This window comes from Streptomyces sp. NPDC007856 (assembly GCF_042868225.1).
Taxonomy (GTDB): Bacteria; Actinomycetota; Actinomycetes; order Streptomycetales; family Streptomycetaceae; genus Streptomyces.
In genome coordinates, this window is sequence record NZ_JBIAEC010000014.1 from 202221 (window position 1) to 218532 (window position 16312).

16 protein-coding genes are annotated in these 16312 nt (G+C 69.1%); 9 read left to right on the forward strand and 7 right to left on the reverse strand.

The features are described from left to right. Window positions 1-13: 13 nt before the first annotated feature. Entirely contained in the window at window positions 14-631 is a 618-nt protein-coding gene (locus ACFYOH_RS30725) for a hypothetical protein (protein ID WP_388632171.1), read from the reverse strand. Window positions 632-1092: 461 nt separating this feature from the next. Here ACFYOH_RS30725 and ACFYOH_RS30730 point away from each other — a divergent pair, with 461 nt between their 5' ends. After that, entirely contained in the window at window positions 1093-1665 is a 573-nt protein-coding gene (locus ACFYOH_RS30730; RefSeq protein ID WP_360096988.1) for an RICIN domain-containing protein, read from the forward strand. Between the two features lie 271 nt (window positions 1666-1936). Beyond that, window positions 1937-2701, forward strand: a complete 765-nt coding sequence (locus tag ACFYOH_RS30735) for an IS5 family transposase (protein ID WP_388632174.1) — start codon at window positions 1937-1939, stop codon at window positions 2699-2701. Between the two features lie 367 nt (window positions 2702-3068). Here ACFYOH_RS30735 and ACFYOH_RS30740 read toward each other — a convergent pair whose 3' ends face one another. After that, a complete protein-coding gene (locus tag ACFYOH_RS30740) occupies window positions 3069-3842 on the reverse strand; it encodes a DUF4389 domain-containing protein (RefSeq protein ID WP_388632177.1) in 774 nt (257 codons plus the stop codon). A gap of 178 nt (window positions 3843-4020) precedes the next feature. Between ACFYOH_RS30740 and ACFYOH_RS30745 the strand changes: the two genes are divergently transcribed. Both ACFYOH_RS30745 and ACFYOH_RS30750 read left to right on the forward strand, forming a co-directional pair. Beyond that, the gene (locus ACFYOH_RS30745; protein ID WP_388632180.1) at window positions 4021-4374 is read left to right on the forward strand and encodes a VOC family protein; all 354 of its coding nucleotides are present in this window, start codon (window positions 4021-4023) and stop codon (window positions 4372-4374) included. 395 nt (window positions 4375-4769) lie between these two features. Further along, window positions 4770-6437, forward strand: coding sequence for a penicillin-binding transpeptidase domain-containing protein (locus ACFYOH_RS30750; RefSeq protein WP_388632183.1), 1668 nt, complete (start codon window positions 4770-4772; stop codon window positions 6435-6437). Between the two features lie 45 nt (window positions 6438-6482). Here ACFYOH_RS30750 and ACFYOH_RS30755 read toward each other — a convergent pair whose 3' ends face one another. Then, the gene (locus tag ACFYOH_RS30755) at window positions 6483-6821 is read right to left on the reverse strand and encodes an SsgA family sporulation/cell division regulator (RefSeq protein ID WP_388632186.1); all 339 of its coding nucleotides are present in this window, start codon (window positions 6819-6821) and stop codon (window positions 6483-6485) included. A gap of 178 nt (window positions 6822-6999) precedes the next feature. On the opposite strand from ACFYOH_RS30755, the gene ACFYOH_RS30760 reads away from it, so the two are divergent. The 3 genes from ACFYOH_RS30760 to ACFYOH_RS30770 all read left to right on the forward strand — a co-directional run bounded on the left by ACFYOH_RS30760 (window position 7000) and on the right by ACFYOH_RS30770 (window position 9312). Further along, window positions 7000-7464: a MarR family winged helix-turn-helix transcriptional regulator gene (locus ACFYOH_RS30760; protein WP_388632189.1), complete on the forward strand. Its 465-nt coding sequence runs from the start codon at window positions 7000-7002 to the stop codon at window positions 7462-7464. 139 nt (window positions 7465-7603) lie between these two features. Further along, complete coding sequence (locus ACFYOH_RS30765; RefSeq protein WP_388632191.1) at window positions 7604-8068, forward strand: organic hydroperoxide resistance protein; 465 nt, start codon at window positions 7604-7606, stop codon at window positions 8066-8068. An 83-nt stretch (window positions 8069-8151) separates the two neighbouring features. After that, the gene (locus tag ACFYOH_RS30770; protein ID WP_388632372.1) at window positions 8152-9312 is read left to right on the forward strand and encodes a serine hydrolase domain-containing protein; all 1161 of its coding nucleotides are present in this window, start codon (window positions 8152-8154) and stop codon (window positions 9310-9312) included. 9 nt (window positions 9313-9321) lie between these two features. On the opposite strand, the gene ACFYOH_RS30775 is transcribed toward ACFYOH_RS30770, so the two are convergent. Both ACFYOH_RS30775 and ACFYOH_RS30780 read right to left on the reverse strand, forming a co-directional pair. After that, a complete protein-coding gene (locus ACFYOH_RS30775; protein WP_388632194.1) occupies window positions 9322-9597 on the reverse strand; it encodes a DUF1876 domain-containing protein in 276 nt (91 codons plus the stop codon). 71 nt (window positions 9598-9668) lie between these two features. Continuing rightward, window positions 9669-10598, reverse strand: a complete 930-nt coding sequence (locus tag ACFYOH_RS30780) for an NAD(P)-dependent oxidoreductase (protein ID WP_388632197.1) — start codon at window positions 10596-10598, stop codon at window positions 9669-9671. Between the two features lie 574 nt (window positions 10599-11172). Between ACFYOH_RS30780 and ACFYOH_RS30785 the strand changes: the two genes are divergently transcribed. After that, window positions 11173-12585 (forward strand): arylsulfotransferase family protein, encoded by a 1413-nt coding sequence (locus tag ACFYOH_RS30785; RefSeq protein WP_388632200.1) that lies wholly within the window; start codon window positions 11173-11175, stop codon window positions 12583-12585. A gap of 36 nt (window positions 12586-12621) precedes the next feature. After that, window positions 12622-13305, forward strand: coding sequence for a maleylpyruvate isomerase N-terminal domain-containing protein (locus ACFYOH_RS30790; protein ID WP_388632203.1), 684 nt, complete (start codon window positions 12622-12624; stop codon window positions 13303-13305). A 34-nt stretch (window positions 13306-13339) separates the two neighbouring features. Here ACFYOH_RS30790 and ACFYOH_RS30795 read toward each other — a convergent pair whose 3' ends face one another. Both ACFYOH_RS30795 and ACFYOH_RS30800 read right to left on the reverse strand, forming a co-directional pair. Next, window positions 13340-13855, reverse strand: a complete 516-nt coding sequence (locus ACFYOH_RS30795; RefSeq protein WP_388632206.1) for a YbaK/EbsC family protein — start codon at window positions 13853-13855, stop codon at window positions 13340-13342. A 129-nt stretch (window positions 13856-13984) separates the two neighbouring features. Next, window positions 13985-16210 carry an MMPL family transporter gene (locus ACFYOH_RS30800; RefSeq protein ID WP_388632209.1) on the reverse strand — a complete coding sequence of 742 codons (2226 nt, stop codon included), beginning with the start codon at window positions 16208-16210 and terminating at the stop codon, window positions 13985-13987. Window positions 16211-16312 lie beyond the last annotated feature (102 nt).

The window sequence follows — 16312 nt, forward strand, 5'->3', positions numbered from 1 at the left end:
CTGAAGTGCGTGGTCAGTCCTTGTAGTAGTACGTCTGATCCCACGGCGATCCGGAGTAGCACTCTTCACCGTCGAGCAGGATGGCGTAGCTTCCGCCTTCAACCCGCGCGACAGCGTCTCCCGAGCCTCCCGAGTGCGTGAGAAAATGCATTTCATGATTCGGTCCAGTGGCCCAGCCGCTGTCGTGTAGCTTACCAACCCCGAATCGGTCTGTGACGTCGACGGTCCAGCCGTAGCGAACGACGTCGTGGTGGAGCCGGTAGCCGGTAGAGATCTCACCCTCGTAGTTGCCCCCCGTTGAATTGAAGTGGATGTACGATTCTCCGCAGTCGCCGTATATCACGGGGACAGGTGCTGTATGCGGGACGACGCGCCCGTCCTTCGGTACGGAGGTCTGCTTTCCGTTCGGCAACGTGACGATTTTATAGCCGTGCTGTTCCGCTACTGCTGAATCGAATCCGACTACCTTCATCGACGTCGTGACAGTTACCTTGCGCCCTTGAGGTGTCGAAGGGTCAGCAGAAGCTGCATTTGCGCTTGCCAGCGCAATAGCAGCCGAAAGCGTGGACACCGCGGCTATAACCCTTACCGAGTTTCGCATGATCCCCCTTGGCTTGGATGTTTTGCCCATGACTCATATCGCCCCCGGGTCGAGATTGAAGCTATGAGGTCCCCGCCTCCGCCCACAAGCTACCTTTTGCGACATAAACCGGTAGCTTGACTTCCGATTGCTACAGGTTGTGAGCATGTATCGCGGGCGATCGGCTTCAGAGCTCCGATCGGCTTTCTTGCAGCGACGCAGAGTCATACGTGTGCTGGCTCGCAATAGTCGGGGCTGACTGAAAAGGGTCGACTCTCGCGAGGCGTCCGAAAATCGGTGACAGCGCAAGCCCGCGGACAGCCAGCACGGATTGGATGCCATGGCGGAGGGCACTGAGCCTTTTCCAACCTCTCGCGTTGGTTCGGACGTAGAGGAACAAGCCAGGAAGCGATGGCTGGAACTGAGGGCGACTGCGCGCTTTCGCCGGAACACACTGTCCACGAGCGAGACGGAATCGGGTTTCCGGTCGACAAGTCATAGGAGTTGCGACGATGAAGATCCAGAACAGGATCACCGTCCTGGCGGCGACGCTTCTGAGCTGCGCAGGCATGGTCACGTTGGCGACGGGAGCGAGTGCCGCCGTGCCGACGCCGGGCTCTACGACGGGAGTGTCCGCCCGTGTCACGGCCGCCGCTGCCGCGAGCAGCTATCACACGATCAAGAACATGGCCTACAGCCAATGCGTGGACGCGCCCGGCGGGGTGCTCAACGTCAGACTTCAGCTGGCCAACTGCAACGGCTCCAGCACGCAGAACTGGGCGTTCGTGTCGACCGGTTCGGCGGGCACCTACTACCTGGTGAATCAGGCGAGCGGGTACTGCGCCGAGGTCAACAACGGCACCAGCGTTCCGGGCGAGGCCGTCGACGAGTACCTCTGTGACGGGCTGGCCTCGGAACAGTGGGTCGAGACCGCCGTGATCGTCGACCAGAAGATCGGCGCGAAGTTCAGGCACGTGGGCACCAATCTGTGCCTCGACACGGTCGGCGGTGCCGGCAGCCAGCTCATGCAGTGGAGTTGCGACGACGCACACCCGGCGGCGGCCCAGGTCTGGATCGTGAGTTAGGCCGCTTCCGAGCAGCCTGCCGCTCAGCGTTCGGCGGGCTTGCTCAACCGAACGCCGTTCCTGCCGGGGCGATCCCACGGCAGGAACGGCGTTCACAACAGCAGGGCCTCCTGGCGGTTCGGGATGCGATCCCGGCCGAATACCAGGAGCCCTGCTGTGGCAGTGAGCCTTTCCAACCTCTCGCGTTGGTGGGGCAGTTGGCCTGACAGACAGGTGAAGCCCCTGGTAGATGGGTTTCGACCAAGAGAACCGTCTCCACCAGAGGCTTCGCATGCGTGTCTACCCGTCCGGCGTCGACGTGTCCAGCTCTGCCCTCCGTTTCCTCGCCACCCGCCTGAGAGAACGTCGGCGCGCTCTCGGCACACGGTGGCGGCGCCTGAACGCAGGCCGACAGGCCCTGCTCACCCTCGCCCACCTCCGCAACGGCCAGCCCTACGCACAGCTCGCAGCCGGCTTCGGGATCGGCAGCACCACCGCCTACCGCTACATCACGGAGGCCGTTGGGCTCCTGGCCGCTCTAGCCCCCACGCTCGCCGAAGCAGTACGGGCCGCGTCGATGAAGGCGTATCTGATCCTCGACGGGACACTTCTGCCCATCGACCGGATCGCCGCCGACCGTCCCTTCTACTCGGGCAAACACAAGAAACACGGCATGAATGTGCAAGTCATAGCCGACCCCCAAGGCCGTCTCCTGTGGGCTTCACCGGCCCTGGCGGGTGCCGTCCATGACGTCCGGGCCGCCCGTGAGCACGGCATCATCGACGCTCTGACCGAGGCCGGCATCAACTGCTGGGCGGACAAGGGTTACCAGGGCGCAGGCGGCGCGGTCCGCCTCCCGTACCGCGGCCGATGGAAGAGCCTCTCCGCCGGTCAGCAGGCCGTCAACCGGTCCCACGCGAAGGTCCGAGCCCTGGTCGAACAAGCCATCGCCACCCTCAAGTCGTGGCGGCTCCTGCGCAAGCTCCGCTGCTCGACAACCCGGATCACAAGCCTCGTCCAAGCGGTCTTCACCCTCCATCTGGCCAGCTCAGACTGAGGTTGGAAAAGGCTCACTGAGTAGCGAGAGCCCGGTCGGCTCGCTGGTTCCCGCTCGCTATGGCCGGGTGGCCTTCTACCTTCCTGTGCATGGATCCCAAGTTGTGGGAACGCATCACCGGCGCGGCTTTCTGAACGCCGCCTACCGCACCTCACAGAGGCACAGCGAACCAAGATCACGGCCCCCAGACGGCCCAAGCTAGATGAGTCGGCCCTTGCCAGAGCCAAACACCCTGGTCAGAGCCCCGCCGACCCCCACCACGCAGACTTCATCTACTTCTGGCCCCTGTACACCGGCACCGCGATCCCGATCGACTCGTGGCGGTCGCGGATGTGGCTGGACACCTGGGTCTAGCCGGGCAGACGCGTCAGGGCGGTGGCGCCTGTGAGGTGGTGCTGGTGTCGTAGGTGGCGCTGATGAATTCGTCGAAGATCAAGAGCACGGCCCCAAGGACGAGGAACACGACGACCAGGGCTTTGCCCGCGCCGCTGAGCAGCAGCGGGCGGGTAGCTGAGCGGGGTTGCTCGCCGGGGGCGGGCGCGTCGCCGAACAGCCGCTTGGGGTAGGCCGCGGTGAGCATCATCAGGTAGGCGTACAGGCGCATGTCGTAGCGGGCGGTGGCGGCGGTCGCCTCGAACAGCGGGCGCGGCATCCGGCCGCGGATCAGCACCATGACCCAGAAGACGGGGCAGATCACGTACCAGCCGAGGATGAGCAGCTCCACGACGACGGCGGCGGGGATGAGCAGAATGATGCGGAACAGGACGGCGAGGCGGTTGAGCTTCCCGGGATGGACCTCGACCTGGACGGGGTGGTCGGGCGCCAGGAAGGCGAACGGCGGGTAGGCGTCGACCAACAGCATCGCGTAGGCGGTGACGCGGGTCGAGTAGACGAGGTAGCCGGTCAGGAACGAGGCGATCGGTTCGGGCAGCCGTCCGGTGATCAGGGCGGCGAACCAGCCGACGACCATGACGACGGACGCGGCGATCCACAGGAAGAGCAGGGCGATGTATTGGGGGATCAGCAGGAGCCAGCGCAGCAGCACGGTCCAGCGACGCTGTCGGCCGGGCTCGGGGAGATCCAACTCCGGGAGTACCTCCGGCGGGGGAGCGGGGTGCGGCGCCCACGTGTGGTCTGCCATATCCAGCTCCTGTCAGGTCCGCGCCTGTCGCTGGGCTCAGAGCTTCAGGATCACGCCGGTCGGCCCGGTGCACGCGCGGTGAGGGCCAACCGGGTGACCGGGGTGCTCGCAGTTGAGGGTGCGAACCGCCCCGGCGCCGGAGCCATTGCTCGACGTCCTGGCGGGCTAAGGTCTGCGGATGACCTTGGAATGGGAACAGGTAATCGTTCACTCTGAGGACCCGGTAGCTCTGGGGCAGTGGTGGGCGAAGGCTCTTGGCTGGGTCGTGGTCCACTCCTCCGATGAGGAGTTCGAGATCCGCCCGGCGCCGGATCGCCTGCCGGGGTTGGACTTCGTCCGGCTCGAGGAGAGCAAGAAGGCCAAGAGCCGGCTGCACCTCGACTTCAGGCCCGATGACCAGGACGCCGAGGTGGCTCGTCTGCTGGCTCATGGCGCACAGCGTGTCGACATCGGCCAGGGTGAGCAGTCGTGGGTTGTCCTGGCAGACCCCGAGGGCAACGAGTTCTGTGTCCTCGGCCAGCGGCGTCAGTGAGGCTCAAACGCATCGGCCGGACGGGGACAGCGTCCGAGTCCACCGCATGCATGACGACGGCCCCGCCCCGGCGATCCGGTGCGGGGCCGCTGTACGCCCGATGTTCAGCCGCGGAAGTCGTCGCCGAGGACCCCACCACGCCACCACGATCAGGACTCGCACCACCGTGCCCACCACGCCGAAGGGGATGAGCGCGCTCGACGATCAAGGCGATCGCTCCGGTACACACCCTGACCCGAATCCACGCGAACCGGGAGCGGCCGTGAATTGTCGCAAGCGTGCTACGGATTTGCCCCGGACATCACCCGCCGAGGCGGGGACCTTATGGTGATTGCCGTCGTTGGGGAGTGTGAGGGCTACGGGGACCCTGGGGAAGGCACGGAGGATCTGAGGCTGTGGGCAAGAGAAGGCGCGTCGCCGAGCGACGCATGAGTCCCGGTCCCGCCCTGGTCGGCGGGGTGATCGTCCTCGCCGTCGGCGGTGCCGGCTTCGCCGGCTACGTGCTGACCGACGGCGGTGCCGCCGCCGACGAGCGGACGTCCGCCTCGGCCGACCACAAGGCTGTCAAGACCGGCCCGCTCAGCGCCGCCGAGATCCGCACCGCCTCCACCCGCTTCCTCACCGCGTGGCAGCAGGGCAGGATCGGCGAGGCGGCCGCCGCGACCGACGACGCCTCCGCCGCCACCGGGCTGCTGACCGGCTACACCAAGGACGCCCATCTGAAGGACGTCACCCTCACCGCCGGCACGCCCACGGGCGCCAAGGTGCCGTTCTCCGTCAAGGCGACGGTGTCGTACCGGAACCTCAGCAAGCCGCTGGCGTACGGCAGTTCGTTCACGGTGGTACGGCGGGCGAGCGACGGCAAGCCGCTGGTCGACTGGCACTCCTCGGTGGTCCACCCGGATCTGAAGGACGGCGACACGCTCGTCACCGGCGAGTCCGGCACCCCGCCCATCAAGGCGCTGGACCGTGACGGCGGCGAGGTGACGGCCGCCAAGTACCCGTCCCTGGGGCCGGTGTTGGACGGTCTGCGGGAGAAGTACGGCAAGACGGCGGGCGGCAAGGCGGGCGTGGAGCTGCGTGTGGTGCGCGGCAAGGCCTCGCAGAAGGCAGGGCTGTCCGACAAGACGCTGGTGGAGCTGAGCAAGGGCACGCCGGGCACGGTGAAGACGACGCTGAGCCCCACCTTCCAGGCGGCGGCCGAGCAGCAGGTCGGCAAGCGCTCGCAGGCCTCCGTGGTCGTCGTACGGCCCTCGACCGGCGAGATCCTCGCGGTCGCCAACAGCGAGCACGGCTTCAACGTCGGCTTCCAGGGCTCCCTCGCCCCCGGCTCCACGATGAAGATCGTGACGTCGACCATGCTGTTCGAGAAGAAGCTCATCACCCCGGACGCCTCGCACCCCTGCCCCAAGACGTACAAGCTGGCCGGCTGGACGTTCCACAACGACGGCGACTCCGAGATCAAGAAGGGCACCTTCGAGCAGAGCTTCGGGGCCTCCTGCAACAACGCCTTCATCGACTTCGCGCCGAAGCTGTCCAACAGCGACCTGACGAAGGAGGCCCAGGAGGTCTACGGCCTCTCCATGAACAACTGGGCCATCGGCGTCCCGTCCTTCGACGGCACCGTCCCGGTGCAGAGCGGCGCGCAGATGGGCGCCTCGCTGATCGGGCAGGGCGGGGTGCGCATGAACCCGCTGAACATGGCGTCGGTGGCGGCCACGGTGGAGTCGGGCGCCTTCCACCAGCCGTACCTGGTGTCCCCCGAGGTGGACCACCGCACGCTGGCGAAGGCGTCGCGCACCATGTCCGCGAAGACGCAGTCCCAGCTGAAGCAGGTCATGCGGTTCACGGCGGACTACGGCACGGCGGCCAAGGCGATGGCGGGCATGAGCGGGGACTACGGCGCCAAGACGGGTTCCGCCGAGGTCGACGGCCAGAAGAAGCCGAACGGCTGGTTCACCGCGTTCAAGGGCGACCTGGCCGCCGCGGGTGTGGTCCAGGCGGGCGGCCACGGCGGTGACACGGCCGGGCCGATCGTGGCGACCCTGCTGAAGATGGGCTGATCAGACGAGCTGATCAAGCCCGCCTCAAGCCCGTACAGACTCCCCTCAAGCCCGTACCGGCTCCGCGGTGTACGTCCGGCGCAGAAATCTCACCAGCGTCTTGGACTCGAACTGGACCACCTCGACACCGTTGTCGGAGTGGAACTCGACGACGGCCTGGACACGCCCGCACGGCCACACCCGTACCGCGCCGCTCTCCACCGGTGCGCGCAGGCCCCGTTCGAGCAGCGCGCGCGAGAAGGTCCACTCGTGCGGGCCCGGCAGGCCGACCCGGACCGACCGTGGATCGGAGTCGGGGTCGTACCGCAGCACCACCGGTACAGCCCCCGGGTCCTCCTCGTCCGTGACGATATGGGCGCGCGCGTACTGCTCGACCACAGACATCGAATCGCCCCTTCACCCTGAGTGACCTATCCGAAAGCCACGCTTCCGCTTTCTCTCTAATGTCCCATATTTTCCGATTTGCGCCTCGCTGGGATGCGAGACCTCGCTACTCGTCTACCCGGGATGGATTCCCGTCCTCGCCGCTCGGCTTCGATCCGGAGTCCGTGACAATGGGTGCGTGACGAACCAGGACCGCGACGCCGAGGGGTCGCTGCTGCTGGACGACCAGCTGTGCTTCGCGCTGTACGCCGCACAGCGGGCCGTGACCGCCGGATACCGTCCACTTCTGGACGACCTCGGACTCACCTACCCGCAGTACCTCGTGCTGCTGGTGCTGTGGGAGCGCGGCGAGACCAGCGTGAAGGAACTGGCGCGCGCCCTGCGCCTGGACTACGGGACCGTCTCGCCGTTGCTGAAGCGGCTGGAGGGGGCGGGCCTGGTGCGCAGGGAGCGCGCGGCGGCCGACGAGCGCTCGGTACTGGTCGCGTGCACGGGGCGCGGAGAGCAACTCAGGGAGCGCGCGGCACGCATACCCGGCGCCCTTCTCACCACGACGGGCCTCGGCGCGCAGGAGGTCGCGTACCTGCGCGAGGCGTTGTGGCAACTCACCGAGCGCGCCGACGCGGCGGCCGAGCGGCGCTGATCCCCCGCGCCGGTCCACCGATCCCACTCCGATCCCGCGTTACCCACGGTTGCCAGCCCCTGGTGCCACCCGCTGACGTACCGGCCAGTACCTTGTGCACGATGTACTTGTGCGCCACTTGTTCCGGGGGAGGCCGGCCATGACCGAGGACACCGCTGTCGACACCCGTCCGACCGTCGACACCCGTCCGACGAAGATCATGTACGTCGCCGAGGCCACCGCCCACGGCGGCCGCGACGGCTATGTCACCAGCCAGGACGGCCAGATCGAGCTGAAGGTCGCGATGCCTCCGGAGCTGGGCGGCCACGGCAACGGCACCAACCCGGAACAGCTGTTCGCGGCCGGCTACAGCTCCTGTTTCCACAACTCGCTGATCCTCGTCGGCAACCGGGAGGGCTACGACCTGACCGGCTCCACGGTCGCCGCCAAGGTCGGCATCGGCCCGAACAGGCACCGCGGCTACGGCCTCGCGGTCGCCCTCAGCGTCTCCCTGCCGGTACTGGACGCGGACGTCGCGGCCCGGCTGGTGGACGCGGCGCACGAGGTCTGCCCCTACTCCAACGCCACCCGCGGCAACATCGACGTAACGATCCTGCTGGGCTGACCCCACCGAGGAATCACAGGCGCGCAGCCCGCGTTGCGCCCACAGTCGCAGGCGATGGGACAGTGACCGAAGGGACGGCGGACGTGGACGTGAACGGCGCAGTGGCCGAGGGCTTCGAGCCGGTCAGGGAGGCGTTCGCGGCGAACTTCGCGCTGCTCGGGGAGCGCGGCGCTGCCGTCGCCGTGTACCGCGACGGGCACAAGGTCGTCGACCTGTGGGCCGGCACCAGGGATGTGGACGGTACGGCGCCCTGGGAGCCCGGGACCGCGCAGATCGTGCGTTCCGCGACCAAGGGTGTCGCCGCCGCCGCGCTGCTGCTCCTGCACCAGCGCGGCGAACTGGACCTGGACGCCCCGGTCGGCGCGTACTGGCCCGAGTACAAGGCGGCCGGCAAGGAGCACACCCTCGTCCGGCACTTGCTCGCCCACCGCGCGGGTGTGCCCGTGCTGGACCGCCCGCTGACCCCCGCCGAGGCCGCCGACCCCGATCTCGGCGCCGCAGCCGTCGCCGCGCAGGCGCCGGTGTGGGCACCGGGCACGGACCACGGCTACCACGCCCAGACCTACAGCTGGCTCACCGGCGAGCTGATCCGGCGGATCACCGGACGCCCGGTCGGCGACTGGATCGCGGACGAGATCGCCGGCCCGGTCGGCGCGGACCTGTGGCTCGGCCTGCCGGAGTCGGAGCACGCGCGCGTGGGCCGTGTCGGCCCGGTCGAGGCGGCCGAGGCCGTGGGCGGCCTGAAGACCCGCCCCAAGCGCGCGGTGGCCCAGGCCTACGCCGACCCGGACTCGCTGACCCGGCGCGCGTTCGCCGCGATCACCCCGCTGCCCGACGAGAACGACCCCGCCTACCGCGCGGCCGCCCTGCCCGCGTCCAACGGCATCGCCACGGCCGAGGGCCTGGCCCGCTTCTACGCCTCGCTCATCGGCGAGGTCGACGGCGGCAGACGGCTGTTCACGCCGGAGACGGGGGAACTGGCCCGCGCCGAGCAGTCCGCCGGACCGGACCGGGTCCTGGTGGTCGGCACCCGGTTCGGCCTCGGCCCCATGCTGCACGGCGCGGCGTCCCCGCTGCTCTCCCCCGGCTCCTTCGGCCACCCGGGCCGGGGCGGCGCCCTCGCGTTCGCCGACCCGGAGACCGGGATCGCCTTCGGCTATGTCACCAACGGCTTCCGGAAGAGCGTGACGGCGGACCCGAGGGCACAGGCGCTGGTACGGGCGGTACGCGCGGCGCTCGCGTAGGTTGCGCCGTCACACGTTGATCGGGTGCGAGGTCCGTCCGGACGCCTCGTCGATCTCGCCATGGGCCTTGCTCAGCAGTTCCATGGCCAGCTCGTTCAGGGCGCGTGCGCCGGCCACCTCCTCGCCGACCCGTGGCTGATTGGCGTCGACGCGGTGCCGGGTGGCGTGCCCGTGCGCCCGCACCTCCGTACCGTCGGGCAAGCGCAGCAGGGCCGCCGCATCCGTGTGCTGATCGTCCTCCTTGAACTCCAGCTCGACATGCCATCCGACAGCGGTGTGCGTCATGACGATCACCTCCGAAAACCGCTGCTTCCAGGGTGCCTCCCGGTACCCCGCCCCGTCATGTCGACGCCTCGTCACCCGCGCGGAGTCCGGCTCTGCTCGCCTTTCTCCCTCTCCTGCCGCCCGTCCTGGTCGAAGCTGGCGAAGTACGCGGCGGCCATGTCCTCGTCCGCGTGGCCCTGGGCGGCGGCGCGGGCGAACCGCTGCGCGGTCGCGGCGGCGACGTCCAGCCGTACCCCGCCGCGCTCGCCCGCCTGGACGATGAGCCGGGCGTCCTTCTCGGCGGTGGCCACCGCGAACGACGGCGGGGTCAGCTTGCCGTCGAGCACCAGCGCGGACTTCGCCCGCAGGTATCCCATGTCGAGCGGACCGCCCTCGATGAGCTCGAAGAACCCCTGCGGATCCACGCCGAGGGCCCGGGCGAGGGCGAGCACCTCCCCGGTCGCCGCGGTGACCGAGAGCAGCCAGCTGTTGGCCACCAGCTTCAGCCGGCTGGCGCTGCCCGCGCCGCCGTCGGACCCGGTCCACATGGTCTTCGCGCCGACCGCGTCGAACACGGGCGCGACCGTCTGCCGCCCCTCCTGCGGGCCGGCGGCCAGTACGGTCAGCTGACCGGTCTCGGCGGGCTGCCTGGTGCCGAGGACGGGTGCGTCGTAGAAGACGAGTCCGTGCTCGCCCGCGAAGGCGGCCAGGTCGGTGACCAGGTCGATCCCGGCGGTGGTGCACTGCGCCCACACCGTGCCGGGGGTCAGGGCCGGTGCGGCCTCGCGCATGACGTCCAGGACGGTGTTGCCGTCGTACAGCATCGTCAGGACGACGTCGGCGCCCTCGACGGCCTCCGCGGGTGTGCCGGCGATCCGTGCGCCGTCGGCGGCGAGCGGCTCGGCCTTCGCGCGCGTACGGTTCCACGCGCGGACCTCCAGCCCGGCGCGGCACAGGTTCCGGGCCATCGCGGCCCCCATGATGCCGGTGCCCAGAACGCTGACGGTCGGCTTGTCGGTCATTGACGGCTCCCTGTCGTCCGGTTGCTGCCCGGTGGTTCTCACTACCGGTACCCGACTACCCGGTATGCGTCATCACCCCGAGACCCACCAGCAGCCCGGGGCCGCGATCCGGGTGACCGCCGCCTGTCCGGGTGAGGCCGCGTCTGCCGAACGGCTTACCTGCGTGGCCTTCAGCAGGTGCGGACGGCTCTTGTCGCTTACCGTCGCCCGAGGAATGCCCCCGTCTTGATCCTTCTGGGTCAAAGGGGTGAACCGGACGAAGCGTTCGAAGACCAGTGGCACCGCCAGGGGGAAAGGGTGCCGGGAGCCCGGGAGGCCGGCCATGGCGACGCGACAGCTGCGGAATCGCCGGACACGAAGGCGGTCCTGGCGCCCTGTCGGGGCCTGCATGCTCGCGGCCGGGTGCGTCGTCGCGATCGGTCTGCCCCCGGCGGCGGCAAGGCCGCAAGCGGGCGACCACCTGTGCGCGACGGAGCCCTTCCCCCCGACGAAAAGTTCTCCGCCCCCGGTCCTCTCGGGCAGCGATGTGTGGAGCTTCGTCTCCGAGCCGGGCCTTCACCCCATGCGGGTGACCGTGACCGCGAACAGACCGGGAACGGCCCGCGGAGACATCCTCGTGGGCCCGTTCAGCGCGGACAGGATGATCGGCCAGACCGGGGCGTTGATCAACGACAACTCCGGTGATCCGGTCTGGTTCCGCCCGCTCCCCTCCGTGAACCTCCAGAACGCCGACATCAGGGTCCAGACCTATTACGACGGCCGCAGGGGCCGGGGAAAGCCGGTGCTGACCTGGTGGCAGGGAACCCTCGCCCTGCCGCCGTCGTACACGAACCTGCCGGCGGGTGCCCCGGAACCGGGCGGGTGCTACTACATCTACGACACCCATTACCGCCTGCTCAAGACGGTCTTCGCGCATCACGGCTACTACCCGGACGAGCACGAGTTCACCCTGACCCGCCGGGGTACCGCGCTGTTCATCGCGTCCAAGCCCGTGCCCATGGACCTCACGCCCTACGGTGGGCCGAAGAACGGCGCCATCGAGAACAGCGAGGTCCAGGAGGTCGACCTCGCCACGGGCAGACTGCTCTTCTCGTGGAACGCGCTGGACCACCTGGACCCCGCGGATTCCGAGGAGCCGGTGTCCAGCGCGTCGTCGTCCGACGGCGTGTGGGATGCCTTCCACATCAACTCCGTCGACGCGGGTCCTGACGGCCGACTGCTGATCTCGGCCCGGAACATGTGGGCGATCTACGACGTCATCAGGAGATCCGGGAGAATCCGCTATCAGATCGGAGGAAAGAAGAGCGACTTCGCCTTCGGGCCCAACGCGGACTTCTACTGGCAGCACGATGCCCGGTACCGGCCGGGACACCGGATCAGCATGTTCGACGACGGCTGCTGCGACCTGCCCGACGGCGCCCCCGAACAGGTGTCGCACGGCCTGATCCTCAACCTCGACTTCCGCAGCCGGAAGGCGACCGTGGACAGGACCTACTACCACCAGCCGCCGCTCGAGTCACCGACCCAGGGAAACACACAGGCCCTTTCGAACGGCAACGAGTTCATCGGATGGGGCCAGAGCCCGTACTACTCCGAGTACGCAGGCGAGGGAAACACCCAGGGCAACGGCTTGCGAAACCTGCTCTACGACGCGGAACTGCCGGGCTCCGACATCTCCTACCGGGCGTTCCGGAACGAATGGATCGGCACTCCGTACTACCCCCCGAGTGCCGCGGCACGCTCCGGCGCCGAGGGCAACGTCGTCTACGCCTCCTGGAACGGTTCGACGCGGACCAGAGCGTGGCGTGTACTGGCCGGGTCCAACCCCCACTCCCTGTCGGTCGTTGTCGGACACGCCCCACGCTCCGGATTCGAGACAGCCGTCACCACGAGCGCTCCCGGACCGTATTTCCAAGTGAAGGCGCTCGATGCGCGGGGCAAGGTGCTTGGGACCTCACGCGTCGTGGGACTCATCCAAGCCCCCTGAACAGCCGGTTGCCCCAGGCCGGGTAGCTTGATCCGCGTGGATCAGGGGCGGGTGGTCGAAGCGTTTCGTCTTGAGGCGGGTCAACTCGCGCGGGCGATGACCGGCGTCTCGATCGCCGAATGGCTTCTGCCGACGAGGTTTGCGCCGTGGAAGGTGCGCGACTTGCTGGCCCATGTCCGGGTGGTGATCGCCTGGCTGCCGGGCATGCTGGCGGCGCCGGCGCCGACCCGCGCCGAGGTCTCGGCGGTGGAGTACTACCGGCCCGACGACCGTTTCGCTCCGGACACCGACGCGGCTCGGATCGCTCTGGCCCAAGTGCACGCGGCCGAACAGCTCAGCGGTGCCGCGCTCGCCGACGACTTCGACACCACCTGGCAACAGGTGGACCGACTGTGCCGGGCCGAGCCCGAAGGGCGTGTGGTGCGCACCCGGCACGGCGATCCGATGCTCCTGTCGGAGTTCCTGCTGACGCGCGTGGTCGAGGTCGCCGTGCACGGCCTGGACCTGGCCGACGCCCTGGGGCGCGAGCCGTGGCTGACTTCCCAGGCCGCAGATTTGGTGCAGGACCTTCTGCTCGGCCCGGACGGGGCAGCCGCGCTGGAGAAGCTGGGCTGGGATCAGCTTCGCTTCCTGCGCAAGGCGACGGGGCGCGAGCCGATCACGAGGGAGGAGGCATCGGACGTCGGTCGCCTGGGCATCCGATGGCTCACGCTGGGGTGAGAACGTCGCCAGCAGACGCCGGCGGTCAAAGCCGTCAAGCGCGCTGCTCGCGCACGTCCACCAGGTCGGCCCCGGCGTGGGCCACCAGTGCCTTGGGCTCGATCGGGAAGACGGTGTGCGGTGTTCCGGCGGCCGCCCACACCACGTCATGGGCGAGCAGCGAGCGGTCGGCGAGGACGCGCGTGCGGGTGCGGTGCCCGAAGGGCGGCACGCCGCCGATGGCATACCCGGTGGTCTCGCGTACGACGCCTGCGCCGGCCCGGGTGACCCGGCCGGCGCCCAGCTCCTCCCGCACCCGGTCCACGTCCACGCGCGAGGCCCCGTCCATGAGGACCAGCACCGGCACCCCGTCGGCGGCAAAGATCAGCGACTTGCAGATCTGGCTGAGCTCGCACCCGATGGCCGCGGCGGCCTCGGCCGCGGTCCGGGTGGCCTCCGGGAACCTCCTGGTCCGTGCGAGCACGTCGTCCAGGCCGAGCGCGCGGAGCGCTTCGGCGAACCGGGGGTGGGCTCCGGACCCGTCGGCGTCAGTGGCGGCTGTCGTCGTCATGCCGGGCACGCTACGCCATCGCCCGAGGCCCGCTCGCGAGGTTTTCGAGGGAGAACCGGAAAGCCGGTGAGGGTGCAGCCCCGTCCCCACGGGCACCCTCACCGGCCGCTCCGGCTCAGGAGCGGTACGTCAGGCCCGTACCAGCTCCCTCTCCTCGTCGGGGTCGGCGTCCTTGCCGGCCGCGGCGGGCTCGGTGCGCAGTCCCTCGCCCTCGACGTCCACGTTGGGCAGCGCGCGGTCGAGCCACTTCGGCAGCCACCAGGCCCGCTTGCCGAGCAGGGCGAGGACCGCCGGGACGATGGCCATGCGGACGATGAACGCGTCGAAGAAGACGGCGATCGCGAGGCCGAAGCCGATCATCTTGACCATCGCCTCGCTGGAGCCGATGAAGCCGGAGAAGACGGCGATCATGATCACGGCCGCGGCGGTCACCACCCTCGCCCCGTACTTGAAGCCGGTCACCACGGCCTGGTTGGGCTTCTCGCCGTGGACGAACGCCTCCCGCATCCGGGTCACGAGGAAGACCTCGTAGTCCATCGCGAGACCGAAGACGACACCCACCATGAAGATCGGCATCATCGACATGACCGGGCCGGTCTGCTCGACGTTCATCAGGCCGGACAGCCAGCCCCACTGGAAGACCGCGACCACGGCGCCCAGGGCCGCCATCACGCTGAGCAGGAAGCCGAGGGCCGCCTTCAGCGGGACGAGGACCGAGCGGAAGACCACGATCAGCAGCAGGAACGCGAGACCCACCACCAGCGCCAGGTAGGGCAGAAGGGCGTCGTTGAGCCTCTGCGAGACGTCGATGTTCATCGCCGTCGTACCGGTCACCAGGACCTTGGAGTCGGTCTTCGCGGTGATGCCCGCCCCCTTGTCACGGATGGCGTGCACCAGGTCCTCGGTCGTCTTCGAGGACGGCTTGGACCTGGGTACGACGGTGATCGTCGCGGTGTCGCCGGCCTTGTTGGGCACGGCCGGGGTGACCGTGACGACGTCCTTCAGGCCCTTGATCTCGTCGCCGACCTCGCTGAACGCCTTCTTGGGGTGGGCGCTGTCCTTGGCGTCGACCACGACCATCAGGGGGCCGTTGAAGCCCGGTCCGAAGCCCTCGGACAGCAGGTCGTAGGCGCGGCGCTGGGTGGTGGAGGTGGGCTGGGAACCGTCGTCGGGCAGACCCAGTTCCAGGGACGCGGCCGGGACCGCCGCCGCGCCGAGGCCGAGCACCCCGAGCAGCAGGACGGCGACCGGACGCCGTACGACGAAGCTCGCCCAGCGGGTGCCCATGTTGGGGCGGCCGGGCTTCTTCGGCGTACGGCCGCCGCTCAGCAGCTTGCTCTTCTGGCCGGCCGGCTTGACCCTGCGGCCCGCGTAGCCGAGCAGCGCCGGGATCATCGTCAGCGCGATCAGCACGGCGATGGCGACCGTGCCCGCCGCGGCGATGCCCATCTTGGTCAGCATCGGGATGTTGACGACCGACAGGCCGACCAGGGCGATGACGACGGTGAGGCCGGCGAAGACCACCGCCGAGCCCGCCGTGCCGACAGCGCGCCCGGCCGCGTCCTCGCGCTCGCGTCCCTCGGCGAGTTCGGCGCGGTAGCGGGAGACGATGAAGAGGGCGTAGTCGATGCCGACGGCCAGGCCGATCATCGAGGCCAGGGTGGAGGTCGTGGAGCCGAGGTCCAGGGCGCTGGCGAGCGCGGTGATCGTGGACACGCCGATGCCGACCCCGATGATGGCGGTGAGCAGCGGGAATCCGGCCGCGAGCAGCGAGCCGAAGGTGATGACGAGGACCACGGCGGCGATCCCGATGCCGATGACCTCGCTGGATCCGGTCTCGGGGGTCGCGGTGAGCGCGTCACCGCCGACCTCGACGCTCAGCCCGGCGTCACGCGCGTGCTGGGCGGCCTCCTTCAGGGCGTCCTTGGAGGAGTCCTTCAGCTCCATGCCGGAGACCTTGTACTTCACCGAGGCGTAGGCGATGGTGCCGTTCCTGCTGACGGCGTGCCCGGCGTAGGGGTCGGCGACGGAGACGACCTCGGAGCCGCTCCGCAGCTCCTTGACGGTCTTCTCGACGGCCGCCTTGTTGTCGTGGTCGGTCACCTTCTCGCCGCTCGGGGCCTTGAAGACCACGCGCGCGGTGGCGCCGTCGGCGCTCATCCCGGGGAAGCGCTGTTCCAGCAGGTCGAAGGCCTTCTGGGCCTCGGTGCCGGGGATGGAGAAGGACGTGCTGCCGGCGGGCGGCGCGGAGGCGGCGCCGACCCCGGCGAGGGTGAGCAGCGCGACCCATATGAGGGCGACGAAGTGCCGTCGCCGGAAGGCGAGACGGCCTGCTTTGTACAGAAACGTGGCCACGGAGGCGTACTCCCGGTCAGGTCGTGGGGTTCATCAGGGCAGGGGAGATCAGCCCGACGACGTGAGCGGTGACGTCAGACGGTGGGCTTGCTCGGGGATCGG

What these genes read in the sequence shown, in the direction of transcription:
- ACFYOH_RS30725 (WP_388632171.1), bottom strand. Translation starts at nt 631, where the DNA reads ATGGGCAAAACATCCAAGCCAAGGGGGATCATGCGAAACTCGGTAAGG.
- ACFYOH_RS30730 (WP_360096988.1), top strand. Translation starts at nt 1,093, where the DNA reads ATGAAGATCCAGAACAGGATCACCGTCCTGGCGGCGACGCTTCTGAGC.
- ACFYOH_RS30735 (WP_388632174.1), top strand. Translation starts at nt 1,937, where the DNA reads ATGCGTGTCTACCCGTCCGGCGTCGACGTGTCCAGCTCTGCCCTCCGT.
- ACFYOH_RS30740 (WP_388632177.1), bottom strand. Translation starts at nt 3,842, where the DNA reads ATGGCAGACCACACGTGGGCGCCGCACCCCGCTCCCCCGCCGGAGGTA.
- ACFYOH_RS30745 (WP_388632180.1), top strand. Translation starts at nt 4,021, where the DNA reads ATGACCTTGGAATGGGAACAGGTAATCGTTCACTCTGAGGACCCGGTA.
- ACFYOH_RS30755 (WP_388632186.1), bottom strand. Translation starts at nt 6,821, where the DNA reads ATGTCTGTGGTCGAGCAGTACGCGCGCGCCCATATCGTCACGGACGAG.
- ACFYOH_RS30765 (WP_388632191.1), top strand. Translation starts at nt 7,604, where the DNA reads ATGACCGAGGACACCGCTGTCGACACCCGTCCGACCGTCGACACCCGT.
- ACFYOH_RS30775 (WP_388632194.1), bottom strand. Translation starts at nt 9,597, where the DNA reads ATGACGCACACCGCTGTCGGATGGCATGTCGAGCTGGAGTTCAAGGAG.
- ACFYOH_RS30780 (WP_388632197.1), bottom strand. Translation starts at nt 10,598, where the DNA reads ATGACCGACAAGCCGACCGTCAGCGTTCTGGGCACCGGCATCATGGGG.
- ACFYOH_RS30795 (WP_388632206.1), bottom strand. Translation starts at nt 13,855, where the DNA reads ATGACGACGACAGCCGCCACTGACGCCGACGGGTCCGGAGCCCACCCC.